The organism is Ideonella dechloratans, from assembly GCF_021049305.1.
In the GTDB taxonomy this organism is placed as follows: Bacteria; Pseudomonadota; Gammaproteobacteria; order Burkholderiales; family Burkholderiaceae_C; genus Ideonella; species Ideonella dechloratans.
The window spans coordinates 2,328,946-2,345,412 of record NZ_CP088081.1 but is presented as its reverse complement, the minus strand read 5'-3'; the positions used below and the strand labels follow the sequence as shown (position 1 = coordinate 2,345,412).

Here is a 16,467-nt window from a genome sequence, read left to right as displayed (position 1 = left end):
TTCCAGGCGATGGCGGACACGTTGCGCGGGTGTCCTGAGTGACGCTCAAATCGTAGCCGAAGTGTCCGCCATCAGCGTGGAATGGCGGTCGGCGCGGCCGGCTCAGACGGCCTTTGCCAGCTTTCTCATCGACTCGCCCTTGAGGGCTATCTTGTGCGAGCCGTGCACGATGCGGTCCAGGATGGCGTCGGCCAGCGTGGGCTCGTCCAGCCAGGCGTGCCAGGCCGTCACCGGCAACTGGCTGGTGATGAGCGTCGAGCGCGCACCCACCCGGTCGTCGAGCAACTCCAGCAGGTCGTTTCGCTCGTGCGCGGCAATCGGCGCGATGCCGAAGTCGTCCAGGATGAGCAGGTCCAGCCGCGCCAGTTGCGCCAGCCGTTTGCCCAGGCTGCCATCGCCGTGGGCCACGTGCAACTCCTGCAGCAGCCGTGGCGCGCGGGTGTAGAGCACCGAGAAGCCCAGACGCGCGGCCTGCTGCCCCAGTGCGCAGGCAAGCCACGTCTTGCCGCACCCGGTGGCGCCGGTCAGCAGCACGTTGTGGCCATGGCGCAGCCAGTCGCCGCCGGCCAGGCTGGTGATGACCTCCCGGCCCAGGCCCCGGCTGGCGCGCCAGTCGATGTCCTCCAGGCAGGCACTGGAGACCTTCAGGCGGGCCGCCTTGAGCAGGCGCTCCAGGCGTTTGCTGTCACGCCAGTCCACCTCGCGCTGCACCAGCAGCGCCAGACGTTGTTCAAAGGGCAGTTCGCTGGCTGTGATGTGGGTGGCCGCGTCGCTGAGGGCGGCCACCATGCCGTCCAGGCGCAGGGCGCGCAGTTGGTTCAAGGTCTGTTCGTTGAGCATGGTTCTTCCTTGTTGGGTTTGCTTGCGCGTTGGAGCTCAGTGGTAGTAGTCCGGCCCGCGCACGTTCTCGTGCAGCGGCAGGCTCGCCTGTGCGGCCATCGGCGCATCCAGCGGCCGCTGGTCCAGGCCGCAGCCCAGGATGGAGGCGATGCTCTTGTAGGACGGTGAGCGAATCGACTGCGCCCGCGCACAGGCGGCCTCCAGCCGGTCAGCCCCGTACTCACGGCCCAGGCGCATGAGGCCCAGACAGGAGCGGTAACCCTGCTCGGGATGCTGGCGGTGCTCCATCTGCCAGCGCACCACGGCGGCGGTGGCCGCACCCACGCGCTCGCCCCAGGCGATGAGCTTGGCCGGCGTCCACTGCAGGTGCGCCCGGTGCGAGGCCGGCATGTGCTCAGGTGTGGTGGTGTGTGCACCCCGGCGGGGATTGAGGGCGTGGGCGGCCACCCGTTTGCCGCCATGCAGGACTTCGACCGTGCCGGCCGTGATGCGCAACTCCACCGGCTCGCCCACCAGGGCGTGGGGCACCGAGTAGTAGTGGCCATCGAGCTCGACGTGGTAATCGATGTTGACGCGGGCGGGTTTGAAGCGCGCGATGGGCATGCGCACCGCCGGCAGGGGGCGCAGGGCCGGCCGGTCAAGCTCGGCGAAGGCACTGGCGCGGTTGCCCGGCAGCTTCTTGAACGCGCGCTGGTTCAAGTCCACCAGCAAGGCGGCAATCGCCCGGTTGAGCTCGGCCAGGCTGAAGAAGGTCTGGTGGCGCAGCCGGGCCAGAATCCAGCGCTCGACCACCTGCACGGCGACCTCCACCTTGGGTTTGTCGCGTGGCTTGGCCGGGCGCGCGGGCATCACGGCCAGGCTGTAGTGCGCACAGAGTTCTTCGAGCAGGCGGTGCGCGGTGGGCTCGTAGCGGTCGGGGCGGGCCATGAGGGCGCGCGGCTGGTCGGGCACCAGCAGGCGGGGCACGCCGCCGATGAACTCCAGCGTGGCAATGATGCTGGCCACCCAGTCAGCGGCCTTCTGGCTGGCAGTGGCGCAGGCGTAGGTGTAGTTCGATGCGCCCAGCACTGCCACGAAGACCTGGGCCGGGCGTATCTCGCCGGTGCTGGCGTCCACGACGGGCACGGTCTGGCCGGCGTAGTCCACGAAGAGCTTGTCACCGCCCGAGTGGGTCTGGCGCATGGAGCGCTGCAGGCGCCGGGCCCAAGCCTTGTACTTCTCGCAGAAGGCGCTGTACTTGTACGCCTGACCGCTGTGCTGTTGCTGGTATTCCTCCCACAGCAGCTGCAGCGTCACGCCAGGTCGGCGCAGTTCGCGGTGGATGTGGGCGTGGTCGGGTTCGAGGTGCCGGGACTCGCGCGCCACGGGTGGCTTGTAAAGCCGGGCCTGGAGTTCGTCGTCGTTCAGGCTCTGGGCCGTAGCCCAGTCCACGCCGGCCACGCGCGCGTAGCTGGCTATCTCGCTGACAGTGGATTTGGAGATGCCGAGGGCGGCACCGATTTGACGGGTGCTCAAGGCCCCGCGGTGCAGCAGTTGCAGTGTGTGTCGTAGTTTGCTCATGGTGACCCTGGGTGTGGGCATCGCTGGCTCCGGTCAAAAAAACCGGGCAGCGTATGCCGCGTTCGGGTCACTCAGAACACCCCGCAGGTGTCCGCCATCAGTTTGGAATGCTGTCCGCCTTCAGCGTGGAACACTGTCCGCCATCATGGTGGAACACTGTCCGCCATCAGCGTGGAATCGTGTCCGCCATCGCGTGGAATACGCACGCAGATCACCAACGAGGCGGCCAACAACCAGGGCGCCATGATGTGGCGAGCACCCGAATATGGCGGTGACTTCGTGTTCTTCACCGTGCGTGACGGTCGGCAGCTGGTGGTGTATCGGCAGGTCGGCAGCGGAGACGGTCCCGGCAGCTGGGCGGTGATCGGCACGGTGGACATGCCCGCTGCCACCCCCTATGTGTGGTCGCCGGAGTACTTCATCCACAACGGCAGGTCGTACATCTTCTTCCAGATGAACCCGACCAACGACTCCTCGGACATGACCCAGCCCAGCCGCATCGGCATGGTGGGCATCCTGCCGGAGAACGCTGGCTTGGTGGATCTGACGCCGGCCAACGCACCGGACCGCGTGCGCATGGATCCGGAGTACTTCATCACGGCCCAGGGGCCTTTCATCTACTACAACCGATACAAGCCACAGACGGACACACGGCCTTTCATCGGGGAGGGCGTGTGGCGGGTGGACACGCAGCTGGGGCCGCCGGTGGCCTCGCTGCAGCGGCGCTGAAAGCAAAAAAGGGACACCTCATGGTGTCCCTTCTTGCTTCTGGGGCGCTCCGGGCGGTGCGCAGCCGGATCACATCACTTGAACAGATCCTTCACCCGATCCGTCCAGCTCTTGCTGTTGGGCGAGTGCTTGTCGCCGCCCTTCTTGAGCGACTCGTCCAGCTCCTTGAGCAGCTTGCGCTGGTGCTCGGTGAGCTTGACCGGGGTTTCCAGCGTGATGTGGCAGTACAGATCGCCGGGGTAGGACGAGCGGATGCCCTTGATGCCCTTGCCCCGCAGGCGGAAGGTCTTGCCGTGCTGGGTGCCTTCTGGCAGCTCGATCTCCAGTGTGCTGGACAGCGTGGGCACCTCCACCGAGCCGCCCAGGGCGGCCGTGGTGATCGACACCGGGATGGTGCAGTGCAGGTCGTCGCCGTCGCGCTCGAAGATGTCGTGCGGTTTGATGCGGATCTCGATGTAGAGATCTCCGGGGGGGCCGCCATTGCTGCCTGGCTCGCCGTTGCCGGCCGAGCGGATGCGCATGCCCTCGTTGATGCCCGCCGGGATCTTCACCTCCAGCGTCTTCTGGCGCTTGATCTTGCCGGCGCCATTGCAACTGGTGCAGGGCTCGGGAATGATTTTGCCGGTGCCGTGGCAATGGGGGCAGGTCTGCTGCACGCTGAAGAAGCCCTGGCGCATGTGCACCGTGCCGGAGCCGCCGCAGGTGCCGCAGGTCTTGGCCTTGGTGCCGGGCTTCGCGCCGGTGCCGCCGCAGGTCTCGCAGTTGTCCCAGCTGGGCACCCGGATCTGCGTGTCCTTGCCGTTGGCGGCCTCCTCCAGCGTGATCTCCATCGCGTAGCTGAGGTCGTTGCCACGGTAGACCTGCTGGCCTCCGCGGCGACCGCCACCCGCACCGCCACCGAAGATGTCACCGAAGATGTCGCCGAAGGCCTCGGCGAAGCCGCCGAAGCCTTCCGCACCCGGGCCACCGCGGAAACCGCCACCATTGGGATCCACGCCGGCATGACCGTACTGGTCATAGGCCGCGCGCTTCTGCTCGTCGGAGAGGATCTCGTAGGCCTCCTTGACCTCCTTGAACTTCTCCTCGGCTGCCTTGGCATCGTCCCCCTGGTTGCGGTCGGGGTGGTGCTTCATGGCCAGCTTGCGGTAGGCCTTCTTGATCTCGTCCTCGGAGGCCCCTTTGGCCAGACCCAGGACTTCGTAGTAATCACGCTTTGCCATGAACGGAACTCAACGCGTTGAAATGGAGACGCCGCACCGGTGCGCAGCAGCAAGCTGCGCGCCAGGCGCGGCGCGACACGGGGTCGGGCCGCTGTGCCCGACCCTGCCGATCACTTCTTGACTTCCTTGAACTCGGCGTCGACCACGTCGTCCGCGTCGGCCTTGGGGGCCTCGGCACCCGGCTGGGCGCCGGCAGCGTCGCCACCGGCGGCGGCCTGGGCCGCCTGCTGGTCGGCATACATCTTCTCGCCCAGCTTCTGGCTGGCCGTCATCAGGGCCTCGGTCTTGGCCTCGATGGTGGCCTTGTCGTCGCTCTTGAGCGCTTCCTCGGCGTCCTTCAGGGCGGCCTCGATCTTCTCCTTCTCGCCGGCGTCGAGCTTGTCGCCGTACTCGGCCAGGCTCTTCTTGACGGAGTGGACCATCGCATCGGCCTGGTTGCGGGCCTGGATGACCTCCAGCTTCTTGGCGTCCTCGGCGGCGTTGAGTTCGGCGTCCTTCACCATCTTCTGGATCTCGTCCTCGGTCAGGCCCGAGTTCGCCTTGATGGTGATCTTGTTCTCCTTGCCCGTGCCCTTGTCCTTGGCGCTCACGTGCAGGATGCCGTTGGCGTCGATGTCGAAGGTCACCTCGATTTGCGGCAGACCACGCGGGGCCGGGGCGATGCCTTCCAGATTGAACTCGCCCAGGCTCTTGTTGGCCGAGGCCATCTCGCGCTCACCCTGGAAGACCTTGATGGTCACGGCCGGCTGGTTGTCGTCGGCGGTCGAGAACACCTGCGAGAACTTGGTCGGGATCGTGGTGTTCTTCTTGATCATCTTGGTCATCACGCCACCCAGGGTCTCGATGCCCAGGGACAGCGGGGTGACGTCCAGCAGCAGCACGTCCTTGCGCTCACCCGAGAGCACCTGGCCCTGGATGGCGGCACCGACGGCCACGGCCTCGTCGGGGTTCACGTCCTTGCGCGGCTCCTTGCCGAAGAACTCCTTGACCTTCTCCTGCACCTTGGGCATGCGGGTCATGCCGCCGACCAGGATCACGTCGTCGATCTCGGAGACCTTCACGCCGGCATCCTTGATGGCGGTGCGGCAGGGCTCGATGGTGCGCTCGATCAGTTCCTCGACCAGGCTTTCCAGCTTGGCGCGGGTCAGCTTGACGTTCAGGTGCTTCGGGCCGGTCGCGTCGGCCGTGATGTACGGCAGGTTGACGTCGGTCTGCGAGGAGTTCGACAGCTCGATCTTGGCCTTTTCAGCGGCTTCCTTCAGGCGCTGCAGGGCCAGCACGTCCTTGGTCAGGTCGACGCCGGATTCCTTCTTGAACTCGCCGATGATGTAGTCGATGATGCGCTGGTCGAAGTCCTCGCCACCCAGGAAGGTGTCGCCGTTGGTCGACAGCACCTCGAACTGCATTTCGCCATCGACGTCCGCGATCTCGATGATCGAGATGTCGAAGGTGCCACCGCCCAGGTCATAGACGGCGATCTTGCGGTCGCCCTTGCCGCCCTTGTCCAGGCCGAAGGCCAGCGCCGCGGCGGTGGGTTCGTTGATGATGCGCTTGACTTCCAGACCGGCGATGCGGCCAGCGTCCTTGGTGGCTTGGCGCTGGGCGTCGTTGAAATAGGCCGGCACCGTGATCACGGCTTCGGTCACAGCTTCGCCCAGGTAGTCCTCGGCGGTCTTCTTCATCTTGCGCAGCACTTCGGCGCTGACCTGCGGGGGCGCCATCTTCTTGCCGCGCACTTCCACCCAGGCGTCGCCATTGTCGGCGGCCACGATGGTGTAGGGCATCAGGTTGATGTCCTTCTGGACTTCCTTCTCGGTGAACTTGCGGCCGATCAGGCGCTTCACCGCGAACAGGGTGTTCTTCGGGTTGGTCACGGCCTGGCGCTTGGCCGAAGCACCGACCAGCACCTCACCGTCTTCCTGGTAGGCGATGATGGACGGCGTGGTGCGCGCGCCCTCGGAGTTCTCGATCACCTTGGTCGAGTTGCCTTCCATGATGGCCACGCACGAGTTGGTGGTGCCCAGGTCGATGCCAATGATCTTGCCCATTGTGTGTTTCTCCTGAATTCGTTTCCGGTTGACCGGCAATTGCGGGTGGTGGCCGGCATTTCAAGGCGCCGGCGGCCGGGATTCGTGGGGTTGTGCTTACTTCGGCGCAGCCACCGTCACCAGGGCGGGGCGCAGCACACGGTCGGCGATCAGGTAGCCCTTCTGCAGCACGGCGACGACCGTGTTGGCTTCCTGTTCGGCGGGCACCATGCTGATGGCCTGGTGCTGGTGCGGGTCGAACTTGGTGCCGGCCGGCGGGTTCACTTCCAGCACCTTGTTGCGCTCCAGGGCCGAGGCCAGCTGGCGCAGGGTGGCGTGAACGCCTTCGAGCACCTTGTCCACCGGGGCGTCCGGCATGGCAATGGCAGCCTCCAGGCTGTCCTTCACCGGCAGCAGGCTTTCGGCGAAGGACTCCACCGCGAACTTGCGGGCCTTGGAGATCTCCTCCTCGCTGCGGCGGCGGACATTCTCAGCTTCGGCCTTGGCGCGCAGGTACGCGTCCGACATCTCGGTGTGCTTGGCTTCCAGTTCGGCCAGCCGGGCTTCCGGGGAAAGCGCCTCGGGGGCAGCGGCGGCGGTGTCGGGGGCCTGGGGCTCGGGTGTCGTCTCGTTCTGGGTCATGGGTGGGTCTGAAAAGTTCAGGACTGCCCGCGACTTGGGGGTGCCCCGGGCCTTTTCAAGACCCTGCTGCCGGAAATATTTTCAGGGGGATTCGTCGTCCACGCTGGCGCTCCAGCGGTTCCAGTCGCTGAGCTGGCGCCGGTCGCGCTTGGTCGGCCGGCCCTGGGTGAGGGTCTGGGCGGGCTCCACGCCCTGGCGACGGGCCTCGCGGGCGGCTTCCCGGGCTGACAGGCTGCTGGCGGTTTCCTCGTAGAGCTGTTGGGCCACCGGTGCCGGTCCGCGCACCTGGCTGAGCCCCAGCACCCGCAGTTCGCGCGGCGGCATGCCGGGCTCGCGCAGCAGCAGGGTGTCGCCCGGGCGCACCTCGCGGCCCGGTTTGGCGGGCTGGGCATTCACCTCCACCCGGTTCTTGCCGATGGCCTCGACCGCCAGCGCACGTGTCTTGAAGAAGCGTGCCGCCCACAGCCACTTGTCCAGACGCACGCCGGTCAGTTCGGGCCGCGGCTCAGCCATGACGCACCTCGGGCGTCCGGGCGTTCCGCGTCACTGCGCCGCTCCCAGCGCCAGGGCGCGCTGGCGGCTGGCCTCCCGCTCGGCGTCCGTGGCCGGTGTCAGTGTCCAGCCGGCCAGATGCTGTTCGGCCACCGCCAGCAGGGCGGCCATGCCTTCGTCGCTGTCGTTCAGGCAGGGCAGGTAGTGGAAGGTCTGGCCACCCGCGGCCAGGAAGGCGGCGCGTCCCTCCTGGGCGATCTCTTCCAGGGTCTCCAGGCAGTCGGCCGAGAAGCCGGGGCAGACCACCTGCACATGGCGGTGGCCTTCACGGGCCAGGGCTTCGAGCGTCGGCTCGGTGGCCGGCTCCAGCCACTTGGCCTTGCCGAAGCGACTCTGGAAGGTCACGCGCAGCTGCTCCCGCGGCCAGCCCAGAGCCTCGGCCAACAGGCGGGCCGTCTTGTGGCACTGGCAGTGGTAGGGGTCGCCCAGGAGCAAGGTGCGCTCGGGCATGCCGTGGAAGCTGGTCACCAGCACGTCCGGCTCGCCCAGCGTGGCCCATTGGCGCCGGATGCTGGTGGCCAGGGCCTGGATGTAGGCCGGATCGTCGTGGTACTGGCCGACAAAGCGCAATTCGGGCACCCAGCGGCTGGCCTGGCCCCAGGCAGCCACGGCGTCGAAGGCGCTGCCGGTGGTGGCGCCGGAATACTGCGGGTAGGCCGGCAGCACGAGGATGCAGCGCGCACCGGCGGCCATCAGCCGGTCCAGGCCCTGATCCACCGAGGGCTGGCCGTAGCGCATCGCGGGTTCCACCAGCACCTGGCTGCCGGGATGGGCCAGGGCCAGCCGGGCCTGCAAGGCCGCCGCCTGCCTGCGGGTCCAGACCAGCAGGGGCGATCCCTCGGGCGTCCAGACGGTGGCGTACTTGCGGGCCGACTTGGCCGGGCGCACCCGCAGGATGATGCCGTGCAGGATGGGCTTCCAGAGCAGCCGGGGGATCTCGACCACCCGCGGGTCGCTGAGGAACTGGGCCAGGTAACGGCGCACCGCGTCGGCGGTGGGGGCGTCGGGGGTGCCGAGGTTGACCAGCAGGATGCCGATCGGGGCCGGCTGTCCGTGCCGGAACGCGGGCGAAGGGGAGGTGCTCATGGTCGTGTGGCGGTCAGTGGCCGTCCGGGGGGCGGGGCTGGCCAGTCAGTTGAACAGGGGCAGGGTTTCGATGCGCTCCGGGGGGTCGCTCAGCAGATCGAAGGACACCACCGGGGCCGATGGGTCGTTGGGCGAGCCTCCCAGGCCGATCTGCCCGCGCCCGTGGAGGGTGCAACTGCCGCGGCGCAGGCTGATCACCTCGTCTTCGCCGGCAAAGCGCACGAAGGTGCCGTTGATGCTGAGGTCGGTGAGTTGCAGGGCACCCCCTTGCAGTTCGATACGGGCATGGCTGCGCGAGACGCGGGCATCGTCGACGATCAGGTTGGCCCCCGCAGCTCGTCCCAGCACCAAGGGCAACTCGTCCCGGTGATAGGTGTGGATGCCGCCGGCCCAGACCAGCTCCAGGCCCTGGACCTCGGCCGGTTCGCTGGCGTCCTCGAGTTGCGTGACCTGGGTGTCCGGACCGGTTTGGCGACTGAACTGGAAGATCTCCACCGGCTCGTTGCGCCCGCGCAGGTGCACGCGGTCCAGGCGCCGGAAGCGGGACTGGACTTCCCAGACCAGCTCATCGTGGACATCGCGGCTGACGAGCAGTTCGCCATCGCCGGCGTGCTCCAGCAGGCGGGCGGCCACGTTGACGGCGTCCCCGAAGCAGTCGCCGCCCATCTCCACCACCTCGCCGGCCGTGATGGCCACCTGGAGGTGGGGCAGTCCGGTGCGGCCTTCGTCCAGCTGGCGAGGGGGCAGGCGCTCGAGCTCCTCCTGCATCTGCACCGCAGCGACCACGGCATCGGAGCTGTTGGGGAAGACGGCCATCAGGCCGTCGCCCAGTGTCTTCACCAGCTGTCCGCCGCAGGCGGGGATGCAGCGCACCAAGGGGCGCATCAGCTCGGACACCACCGAGCTGGCCTGGGCGTTGCCCAGGGCCTCGTACAGGGCCGTGCTGCCGCGGAAGTCGGCAAAAAGAACGGTTCTGCGCCTGATGGTCGCCATGTGCCGGGCAGTTTAGCGCGCTGCCCGGCACCCGTGCTGAGTGGCGTCAGATGTTGTCGAGGTAGGTCCGCAGCTTGTCCGAGCGGCTCGGGTGCTTGAGCTTGCGGATGGCCTTGGCCTCGATCTGGCGGATGCGCTCGCGGGTCACGTCGAACTGCTTGCCCACCTCTTCCAGCGTGTGGTCGGTGGACATCTCGATGCCGAAGCGCATGCGCAGCACCTTGGCTTCGCGCGGCGTCAGGCTGTCCAGGATGTCCTTGACCACGTCGCGCAGGCCAGCCTGCATGGCGGCTTCCACCGGGGCCACGTTGTTCGTGTCCTCGATGAAATCGCCCAGGTGGCTGTCGTCGTCGTCGCCGATCGGCGTCTCCATGGAGATCGGCTCCTTGGCGATCTTCATGATCTTGCGGATCTTGTCCTCGGGCATCTCCATCTTCTCGGCCAGCGTCGGGGCGTCCGGCTCATAGCCGAACTCCTGCAGGTGCTGACGCGAGATGCGGTTCATCTTGTTGATCGTCTCGATCATGTGAACCGGGATGCGGATGGTGCGGGCCTGGTCGGCGATCGAGCGGGTGATGGCCTGACGGATCCACCATGTCGCATAGGTCGAGAACTTGTAGCCGCGACGGTATTCGAACTTGTCCACCGCCTTCATCAGGCCGATGTTGCCTTCCTGGATCAGGTCCAGGAACTGCAGGCCGCGGTTGGTGTACTTCTTGGCGATGGAGATCACGAGGCGCAGGTTGGCCTCGATCATTTCCTTCTTGGCGTCGCGCGAGGCCTTCTCGCCCTCGTTCATGCGCCGGTTGATTTCTTTCAGGTCCTCGATGGGCACCACGGCACGGGCCTGCAGGTCGATCAGCTTCTGCTGAAGTTCCTGCACGGCGGGCAGGTTGCGGCCCAGCACGGCGCTGTAGGGCTTGCCTGCAGTGGCTTCCTTCTCGGACCACTTCAGGTTCAGCACATTGGGCGGGAAGGTCTTGATGAAGTGCTCCTGCGGCATGCCGCACTTGTCCACCACGATCTTGCGGATCTCGCGTTCGTAGCGTCGCACGTCATCCACCTGCGAGCGCAGGATGTCGCACAGCTTCTCGATGGTCTTGACCGTGAAGCGGATGGTCATCAGTTCATCGCTGATGGCCTGCTGCGCCTTGTCGTAAGAGCCGGACTTGTAGCCTTCCTTCTCGAAGGCCTTGCGCATCTTGTCGAAGTGGGTGCGCAGATGACCGAACTTCTCCAGGGCCGCGAGCTTGAGTTCCTCGAGCTTCTTGGTCAGGGCCTTGGAGCCGCCGTTGCCGTCGTCGTCCTCTTCTTCGTCGAACTCGTCGAAGTCTTCTTCGGCCACATAGTCGTCGGCCTCGTCCTCGGCCACGAAACCGTCCACCACCTCGGAGATCTGCATCTCGCCGGCGGCGATCTTGTCGGCCATGCCGAGGATCTCGGCGATGGTGGTGGGCGAGGCGGAGATGGCCAGCATCATGGCCTGCAGACCGCCTTCGATGCGCTTGGCGATCTCGATTTCGCCTTCACGGGTCAGCAGTTCGACCGAACCCATTTCGCGCATGTACATGCGCACCGGGTCGGTGGTGCGACCGAATTCCGAATCGACGGTGGACAGCGCGGCTTCGGCGGCTTCTTCCGCCTCTTCCTCGGTGGCGGTCGAGGTGGCGCCACCGGCAATCAGCAGCGTGGCGGCGTCGGGCGCCTGCTCGTAGACCGCGATGCCCATGTCGTTCAGCATGGACACGATGGCCTCCAGGATCTCGTTCTCGACCAGCTTCTCGGGCAGGTGGTCGTTGATTTCCTGGTGCGTGAGGTAGCCACGCGTCTTGCCCATCTTGATGAGGGTCTTGAGCTCCTGGCGGCGCTTGGCGACTTCCTCTTCGGTCAGGGCGGTCTCGTCCAGACCGAACTCGCGCATGAGCGCGCGCTCCTTGGCGCGGCTGACCTTCATGCGCAGCGGCTTGGCCTTGGGCTTGTCCTCGCCAATCTCGGCTTCGACCGCGTCAGCGGATTCAACCTCGGCCTCGATCTCGCCTTCCAGGTCCGCCTCGATGTCGCCCAGGTCCTCGTCAACCTCCTCGGTGGCCTTCTTCTTGGTGGTGGCGGCCGCCGTGGTTTCGGCCTTGGGCTTGCGGCCCCGCTTGGGCTTGGTGTCTTCGCTCGCGGCGGCCGCGGTCTTGGCGGCGGCCTTGGTGGCGCGGGTCTTCACCGGCTGCAGCTCTTCGCCCTCGGCGTCGGGCTTGGCGGTCTTGGCGGCGGTCTTCTTCGCGGTCATGCAAATCCTTGAGGAATGAATCGGACTCGGGTTCGGCGATTCACCCGGCACCCCAAAAAAATCACGCACAAACAGGCGTGAAACGCAGAAGGTGGACACAGGCAATGGCGCCCAACCCAGATGGGGGCGCCGGCCGAACAGGCAAGATCGCGGGGACGCTGATCGATTGCAGCCCTTGCGGGTGAGTTAGGCCAATTCAGAACCCGTGACGCGGGCGGCCTGGACCGGAGGTGCTGCTGTCCCTCTTGCCGAGGATAATTTTTGGATTATACCAGCCTGTCCAGGTCAAACGTTCCGCCGGGCCCGATTCAACTGCTGGTGGCGGCCTGGCTCAGGCGCAGTTTCACCTCCCGCCATTGGCGGTCCAGTTCCCGGTAGCGGCTGAGCAGGTCGGGGTGCTGGGCCGCCTCGGCCAGCAGGGTCTGCATCTCGCGGGCCAGTTCGCGCTCGACCAGCACGTCCAGCGCCCGCCTCAGGTCCTCTGGTGTGGCGCCGGGGTCGGCATCGCCGTCGGCGATCGCGCGAGAGAGGTCGTCGAAGCCCGGATCCTGGGCCAGCACCTCGCGCAGCACCGCCCAGGCCCGCGGCCCGTGTTCCGCCAGATCGCGCTCCAGCCAGGCCACCAGCGGGCCGTGGGGCGCGGGCAGGGCGTGCAGCAGATCCTGCTCGTGGGCCGGCAGGTCCAGCCACCAGGCCGGCTGGCCGAACAGCATCTGCAGCACCCGGTCCTCGGGGCGCTTCGGGGGCTGGCGCCGCCCGCTCGCGGTTTTGAGAATCGACGAAGCGGAGGCGTCGCGCCCAAATCGACCGCCGCGCCGGAACGCCGGGCGCTCGGGGGCGCCGCCCTCGGGGGCGACGCCCGGGCCGGAGGGGGCTGCGCTGTGGCGCGGTCGGCCACTGCCGTCCTGCCACAGGCGGGCCAGTTCGTCCACGGGCAGTCCGCCCGCGCGGGCCAGTTCTCCCAGCAGCTGGGATTTCAGCGCACCTTCGGGCAGCGCGAGCCACAAAGGCTTCGCCTGGGCCAGCATGCGGGCGCGGCCCTCCGCCGTGTTCAGGTCACAGTCCGCAGCGGCATGTTCCAGCAGTTGGCGTGACAGGGGAACTGCGTCGCGCACCTGGCCTTCGAAGGCTTCCGGTCCGAAGGCGCGCACATAGCTGTCCGGGTCGTGTTCGGCCGGCAGGAAGAGGAAACGGAAGCTGCGGGTGTCGGTGGCGTGGGGCAGGGCAGCCTCCAGGGCCCGTCCGGCGGCCCGGCGGCCGGCGGCATCGCCGTCGAAGCTGAACACCACCTGCTCGGTGAAGCGCAGCAGCTTGTGCACATGGTCGGCCGTGCAGGCCGTGCCCAGGGTGGCCACCGCGTTCGGAAAGCCCAGCTGGGCCAGGGCCACCACGTCCATGTAGCCCTCGGTCACCAGGGCATAGCCCTTGTCCCGCAGGCCGCTGCGGGCCTCGTACAGGCCATAGAGTTCGCGGCCCTTCACGAACACCGGGGTTTCCGGCGAGTTCAGGTACTTGGGCTCGCCCTTGTCCAGGACCCGCCCGCCGAAGGCGATGGTTTCGCCCTTGACGTTGCGGATGGGGAACATGATGCGGTCGCGGAAGCGGTCATAGCGGCGCTGCTCTTCGCCAGCCTCACCTTGCAGGATCACCAGCCCGGACTCGACCAGCAGCGGGTCGTCGTAATGGGCAAAGGCGCTGGCCAGACCGTGCCAGCCATCGGGTGCATACCCCAGGCCGAAGCGGTGGGCGATCTCGCCGCTCAGGCCTCGCCCCTTGAGGTAGGCGATGGCCCGTTGGGAATTCTTCAGGTGCTGGCGGTAATGCTGGGCGGCGCGCTCCAGCACCTCGCTGAGGGTGCGCTGACGCTGCCGTTGCTCGGCCGCAGCGGCCTGCTCGGCAGCGCTGCGCTCGTCCTCGGGCACCACCATGCCCACCTGCTGGGCCAGGTCCTGCACCGCCTCGACAAAGCTCATGCCGTGCAGTTCGGTCAGGAAGCGGATGGCGTCGCCATGCACGCCGCAGCCGAAGCAGTGGTAGGTCTGCCGCGTGGGGCTGACGATGAAACTGGGCGATTTCTCGCCGTGGAAGGGGCACAAGCCCTTGTGGTTGATGCCGGCCTTCTTGAGCTCGACATGACGGCCGACCACGTCGACGATGTCGACACGGGACAGCAGTTCCTGGATAAAGCCGTGGGGAATCACGGCGTCAGTCTAGTGCAGGCCGACAGCAGGGGCGGTACGGACGCAAAAAAGGGCAGTCGGAACTGCCCTTCGGAGAAAGCACCGCAGGAAGCGGGATTCGGATCGTTTCCGGCTTGCACCGCCTGAAGGCGTCCCCCGTGCGTTGCCGTGTTGCTCAGATCCGTCCCGCAGGCCCTGGGTGCCGGGAAATGACGATCAGATCGCGAAATCGCTCAGGGACTTGCCCTCGGCCAGCGCAGCTTGCAGCCACTTGGGCTTCAGGCCACGGCCGGTCCAGGTTTGGTTGGTGGCCGGGTCGCGGTACTTGGCGGCCACCTTCTTGGTGCCTTCGGCCTTGGGGGCCGTCGGTGCACGGCCGGCCAGATCGGCGGCGGTCAGGCCATATTCGGCCATCAGTGACTTCACCTTGGCAATCGCGTCGGCACGGGCAGCGCGCTGGGCTTCGGCAATCTGCTTTTCGAGGGCGGCCTTCTGGGCCAGCAGCTCTTGAATGTTCGTCATCGGGTTATCTCCAATCTTGAGGGCTCGGGGAGAGCGAATGGATGATAACCGAGCTTTTCGCGGTATTTCAATCGAAGACAGTTATCGATTGCTACCGGCGTCTCATATTGGTTGGAAATCCAAATTCAAGAGGCAGCTGACCGGGACGGCTGGCGAAAGTTCCCTGAACTCAGGCCGAGGGAGGCACGAAGCCGGTGGGCTGATCGGCCGAGCCGGAAAACAGGAACTGTTCCATCTGGCGGGCCAGATACTGGCGCGCACGGGCGTCGGCCAGATTCAGGCGGTTTTCGTTCACCAGCATGGTCTGGTGGCGCTTCCACAGTTCGAAGGCTTCCTTGCTGATGTTGTCGTAGATCCGCTTGCCCAGTTCGCCAGGGTAGGGCGCGAAGTCCAGGCCTTCGGCGTCCTTGTTCAGATAGGTGCAGTGGATGGTGCGTGCCATGTTGGATGAGGCTCCAGAAAGATCCAGAAGGAATTTGCGGGCTCGGTTTCAACCGAGTTTCTTGACCAGGACCTGCGAGCGGCGGTCCCAGTTGTATTTGCGTTTGCGGGCCTCAGGCAGCCACTCGGGGTTGACCTGCACAAAGCCTCGTTTGATGAACCAGTGCATGGTGCGGGTCGTCAGCACGAAGATGCTGTCCAGCCCCATGGCACGGGCGCGCTGCTCGATGCGCTTGACGATCTTGTCACCGTCGCCTTGACCTTGCACCTGCGGGGACACTGTCACCGCCGCCATCTCGCCGGTCTTCGCCTCTGGATAGGGGTAGAGCGCGGCACAACCGAAGATCACGCCGTCGTGCTCGATCACCGTGTAGTTGGCGATATCCCGCTCGATTTCGGTGCGGCTGCGCTTGACCAGCGTGCCGTCCATTTCATAGGGTTCGATCAGCTTCAGAATGCCCCCCACGTCGTCGGAGGTGGCCTCCCGCAGGCTCTCGAGCTTTTCGTCCACGATCATGGTCCCGATGCCGTCGTGGGTGAAAACCTCCATCAGCAGGGCGCCGTCCATCGCGAACGGAAGAATGTGGGAACGTTCCACGCCGCCGCGGCAGGCCCGCACGCAATATTGCAGGTAAAAGCCGGTGTCGGTGGGCTGCATCGGCCGGGGCAGCGAGGCCAGCAAACGCTGTGCATCCTGCAGTGCGATTTCGGTGTCGATCGGGCTGTCCGGATCGTCCAGGGATTCGCGGATGCCGGGGATCTCCGTCATGAACAGCAGTTTGTCCGCGCCCAGGGCAATGGCCACCTCGGTGGCCACGTCTTCCATCGACAAGTTGAAGGCCTCGCCGGTGGGCGAAAAACCGAAGGGCGAGAGCATCACCAAGGCGCCGATGTCCATGGCACGGCGAATGGCCGTGGCATCCACCTTGCGCACCACGCCGCTGTGCATGAAATCCACGCCGTCGACGATGCCCACGGGGCGCGCGGTGAGGAAATTGCCGGAAATCACCCGCACGGTGGAATTGGCCATCGGGGTGTTGGGCAGGCCCTGGGAAAAGGCCGCTTCGATTTCGAAGCGCAGCTGGCCCGCGGCTTCCTGGGCGCAATCGAGCGCCACGGGATCGGTCACCCGCATGCCATGCGAAAACACCGAGGCATGGCCCTTGGCCAGCAGTTGCTCATTGACCTGGGGTCGAAAACCATGCACCAGCACCAGGTGCACCCCCATCGCGTGCAGGATGGAAATGTCCTGCACGAAGGCATTGAGCCGCCCCGCGGCAATCAGCTCACCGGTGATGCCGATCACGAAGGTCTTGCCTCGGTAGGCGTGGATGTGCGGCGCAACCGAGCGGAACCAGGGGACGAAGGTGTGGGGGAAGACGAGGTCCATGGTGGGC

The 16,467-nt window shown here is 66.4% G+C and carries 14 protein-coding genes; 1 reads left to right on the top strand and 13 read right to left on the bottom strand.

Going from position 1 to position 16,467, the window contains the following annotated elements:
- Nucleotides 1-102: 102 nt before the first annotated feature.
- Nucleotides 103-840, bottom strand: a complete 738-nt coding sequence (gene istB, locus LRM40_RS10895; protein ID WP_151126053.1) for an IS21-like element helper ATPase IstB — start codon at nucleotides 838-840, stop codon at nucleotides 103-105.
- Between the two features lie 36 nt (nucleotides 841-876).
- Nucleotides 877-2,421 (bottom strand): IS21 family transposase, encoded by a 1,545-nt coding sequence (gene istA, locus LRM40_RS10890; RefSeq protein ID WP_151126052.1) that lies wholly within the window; start codon nucleotides 2,419-2,421, stop codon nucleotides 877-879.
- Between the two features lie 222 nt (nucleotides 2,422-2,643).
- On the opposite strand from istA, the gene LRM40_RS10885 reads away from it, so the two are divergent.
- Nucleotides 2,644-3,129, top strand: coding sequence for a hypothetical protein (locus LRM40_RS10885; RefSeq protein ID WP_151124469.1), 486 nt, complete (start codon nucleotides 2,644-2,646; stop codon nucleotides 3,127-3,129).
- A 74-nt stretch (nucleotides 3,130-3,203) separates the two neighbouring features.
- Here the strand turns inward: LRM40_RS10885 and dnaJ are convergent, their stop codons facing one another.
- The 11 genes from dnaJ to argA form a co-directional block, all read right to left on the bottom strand.
- Nucleotides 3,204-4,349, bottom strand: a complete 1,146-nt coding sequence (dnaJ, locus tag LRM40_RS10880) for a molecular chaperone DnaJ (RefSeq protein WP_151124470.1) — start codon at nucleotides 4,347-4,349, stop codon at nucleotides 3,204-3,206.
- A gap of 110 nt (nucleotides 4,350-4,459) precedes the next feature.
- Entirely contained in the window at nucleotides 4,460-6,397 is a 1,938-nt protein-coding gene (gene dnaK / locus LRM40_RS10875; RefSeq protein WP_151124471.1) for a molecular chaperone DnaK, read from the bottom strand.
- 96 nt (nucleotides 6,398-6,493) lie between these two features.
- Nucleotides 6,494-7,018 (bottom strand): nucleotide exchange factor GrpE, encoded by a 525-nt coding sequence (gene grpE / locus LRM40_RS10870; protein WP_151124472.1) that lies wholly within the window; start codon nucleotides 7,016-7,018, stop codon nucleotides 6,494-6,496.
- Nucleotides 7,019-7,099: 81 nt separating this feature from the next.
- The gene (locus LRM40_RS10865; protein WP_151124473.1) at nucleotides 7,100-7,531 is read right to left on the bottom strand and encodes an Hsp15 family ribosome-associated heat shock protein; all 432 of its coding nucleotides are present in this window, start codon (nucleotides 7,529-7,531) and stop codon (nucleotides 7,100-7,102) included.
- Nucleotides 7,532-7,561: 30 nt separating this feature from the next.
- Complete coding sequence (gene hemH / locus LRM40_RS10860) at nucleotides 7,562-8,656, bottom strand: ferrochelatase (RefSeq protein ID WP_151124474.1); 1,095 nt, start codon at nucleotides 8,654-8,656, stop codon at nucleotides 7,562-7,564.
- A gap of 45 nt (nucleotides 8,657-8,701) precedes the next feature.
- Complete coding sequence (locus tag LRM40_RS10855) at nucleotides 8,702-9,649, bottom strand: adenylate/guanylate cyclase domain-containing protein (protein WP_151124475.1); 948 nt, start codon at nucleotides 9,647-9,649, stop codon at nucleotides 8,702-8,704.
- A 46-nt stretch (nucleotides 9,650-9,695) separates the two neighbouring features.
- Nucleotides 9,696-11,927, bottom strand: a complete 2,232-nt coding sequence (gene rpoD / locus LRM40_RS10850; protein WP_151124476.1) for an RNA polymerase sigma factor RpoD — start codon at nucleotides 11,925-11,927, stop codon at nucleotides 9,696-9,698.
- 308 nt (nucleotides 11,928-12,235) lie between these two features.
- Nucleotides 12,236-14,128 carry a DNA primase gene (dnaG, locus tag LRM40_RS10845; RefSeq protein ID WP_151124477.1) on the bottom strand — a complete coding sequence of 631 codons (1,893 nt, stop codon included), beginning with the start codon at nucleotides 14,126-14,128 and terminating at the stop codon, nucleotides 12,236-12,238.
- A gap of 195 nt (nucleotides 14,129-14,323) precedes the next feature.
- Nucleotides 14,324-14,629 carry an H-NS histone family protein gene (locus LRM40_RS10840; RefSeq protein WP_151124478.1) on the bottom strand — a complete coding sequence of 102 codons (306 nt, stop codon included), beginning with the start codon at nucleotides 14,627-14,629 and terminating at the stop codon, nucleotides 14,324-14,326.
- Between the two features lie 169 nt (nucleotides 14,630-14,798).
- The gene (locus LRM40_RS10835; RefSeq protein WP_151124479.1) at nucleotides 14,799-15,071 is read right to left on the bottom strand and encodes an oxidative damage protection protein; all 273 of its coding nucleotides are present in this window, start codon (nucleotides 15,069-15,071) and stop codon (nucleotides 14,799-14,801) included.
- Nucleotides 15,072-15,119: 48 nt separating this feature from the next.
- Entirely contained in the window at nucleotides 15,120-16,460 is a 1,341-nt protein-coding gene (argA, locus tag LRM40_RS10830; protein WP_151124480.1) for an amino-acid N-acetyltransferase, read from the bottom strand.
- Between the last annotated feature and the right edge of the window lie 7 nt (nucleotides 16,461-16,467).

Coding starts and splice junctions, on each gene's coding strand:
- istB (WP_151126053.1), bottom strand. CDS start 840: ATGCTCAACGAACAGACCTTGAACCAACTGCGCGCCCTGCGCCTGGAC.
- istA (WP_151126052.1), bottom strand. CDS start 2,421: ATGCCCACACCCAGGGTCACCATGAGCAAACTACGACACACACTGCAA.
- LRM40_RS10885 (WP_151124469.1), top strand. CDS start 2,644: ATGATGTGGCGAGCACCCGAATATGGCGGTGACTTCGTGTTCTTCACC.
- dnaJ (WP_151124470.1), bottom strand. CDS start 4,349: ATGGCAAAGCGTGATTACTACGAAGTCCTGGGTCTGGCCAAAGGGGCC.
- dnaK (WP_151124471.1), bottom strand. CDS start 6,397: ATGGGCAAGATCATTGGCATCGACCTGGGCACCACCAACTCGTGCGTG.
- grpE (WP_151124472.1), bottom strand. CDS start 7,018: ATGACCCAGAACGAGACGACACCCGAGCCCCAGGCCCCCGACACCGCC.
- LRM40_RS10865 (WP_151124473.1), bottom strand. CDS start 7,531: ATGGCTGAGCCGCGGCCCGAACTGACCGGCGTGCGTCTGGACAAGTGG.
- hemH (WP_151124474.1), bottom strand. CDS start 8,656: ATGAGCACCTCCCCTTCGCCCGCGTTCCGGCACGGACAGCCGGCCCCG.
- LRM40_RS10855 (WP_151124475.1), bottom strand. CDS start 9,649: ATGGCGACCATCAGGCGCAGAACCGTTCTTTTTGCCGACTTCCGCGGC.
- rpoD (WP_151124476.1), bottom strand. CDS start 11,927: ATGACCGCGAAGAAGACCGCCGCCAAGACCGCCAAGCCCGACGCCGAG.
- LRM40_RS10840 (WP_151124478.1), bottom strand. CDS start 14,629: ATGACGAACATTCAAGAGCTGCTGGCCCAGAAGGCCGCCCTCGAAAAG.
- LRM40_RS10835 (WP_151124479.1), bottom strand. CDS start 15,071: ATGGCACGCACCATCCACTGCACCTATCTGAACAAGGACGCCGAAGGC.
- argA (WP_151124480.1), bottom strand. CDS start 16,460: ATGGACCTCGTCTTCCCCCACACCTTCGTCCCCTGGTTCCGCTCGGTT.